Raw genomic sequence first — 1,605 nt, forward strand, 5'->3', positions numbered from 1 at the left:
TTCCCCATCCATCCCATATAGCCAATAATGTCTTGACTAGGATCTGGAGGCGTTCCATCTCCTTCAACCATTGGCGGCTGAGATTGGGGTTCATAAAACTTCACAAGCGCTTCACGGGCTTGCTTTGCTTGTTCTTCAGCACGTTGCTGTTCTACACTGAGAACAATAATCTCTGAAGGCTTTTCAACGGGCTCTGCAACCGGCTCTGAAGACGCCACATCATCACTGTCAACCGCCCCTCTATCATGATCACTCTCAAAAGAGCTCTCATCATCATAAACAGCGGGTTCTGCCGTATAATCTTCATTTAGTCCTTCATTCATTTGTGCATTCATTCTTTCACCTCTCTCAAATGCTTCTGCCTCTATAACTTGCTGCTCGCTCCCGCATGATTTGATGTTGCGTTTGTTCATTGAGTATGCGCTGGCGTTCAAGCTCATGGCGTTGCTGCATCAATTCCGCTTCTAACTCTGCTCTCTTTTGACGCATGAACAATTCAATCTGCTTTCCTTGTAAATCCATCTGCTGCATCTGGGCTTTGGCGGCAATGTCCTGCTGCTTTTCTTGCAACTTCATTTCCTGCTCGGGATTCATCTGCTGGGATTGTTGTGCCATTTGTTGCTGCTGTTGAAACTTCTCACTCACACGATTAAGCAGAGATGCTGGCAATGGGGAGTAACGCAGCAAATCAAGCATGATATCTGGTGTTACAGCATTTTGAAGCAACGGTAACAATTGCGTGATAATGCCAAAAGTACGCTCTTTCTCATTCGGGCTGGTAGGCGCATCATCAACCACAATATCATAATCAACACTCATCACTGCTTCACGGGTTAAGGGGATATATTGTGCATTCTCCTCCCCTGAAATCCGTACCAAACGACCATCAGAGAGATAATTTTGTATCAAGTGCAAAATAAGCTTACCTTGCCTTTTGCGATACAAACGCAAACCATCAAACAGACAAGCAAGCAAGTTAAGACTGGATTGGCGCCTTTGTGCCTCTAAAACCCCTGCTTGCGATACTTCTCTCGTTCCTATGAACTCTGGTGATAATCCGGTAACTTGATTAATCGCTTCTTTCGCTTCATTAAATAACTGGAAAAAGCCCGTAGGAAACTGAGAAACCGGTTTTGGCTGTATCTTCCCACCTGCAAGGGCTCCATTTTTTAAAACCGTAATACTATCTGCCCTGCTCCAACTTTTGACTGCTTCTCGCTCGTCTTCAAAGGCGCCTCTCTCTGCCATAATCCCGCCTTTGGATTGGCTATTGAGAATGTGCATCACTTGACTAAAATATTTATTTGCCCATCGCTGCGGGTCTTTTGTCGGACGGACAACCCCATAAAATTGCCGTTCTATCTTATCAAAATAACCCGTTATACATTCCCAACCCAATTGACCTGAAGGAACCAAAGGTTGATCTGGTTCAAGCAAAACTTTCCTGCCTAAAAAAGCACGCTTTACAACCTTTTTGTTAAAAGCCGCCCCTTGTATCTGAGGCATCATGCATTGGAGTTGCTTAAATTCCTCTTCACTATAGTCACGAAGTTCTCCAGTGCTTAAATCGGGCGCTTTGTAATATCTCTCGCTTTCAAACCAACG

General features: G+C 44.7%; 2 pseudogenes. Both read right to left on the bottom strand.

Going from position 1 to position 1,605, the window contains the following annotated elements:
- Positions 1-335: pseudogene (locus PVV69_RS09790) on the bottom strand (hypothetical protein); the annotation flags it as partial.
- Between the two features lie 13 nt (positions 336-348).
- Positions 349-1,605, bottom strand: a pseudogene (locus PVV69_RS09795) (phage portal protein); the annotation flags it as partial.

This window comes from Bartonella sp. MM73XJBT (assembly GCF_028618465.1).
In the GTDB taxonomy this organism is placed as follows: Bacteria; Pseudomonadota; Alphaproteobacteria; order Rhizobiales; family Rhizobiaceae; genus Bartonella.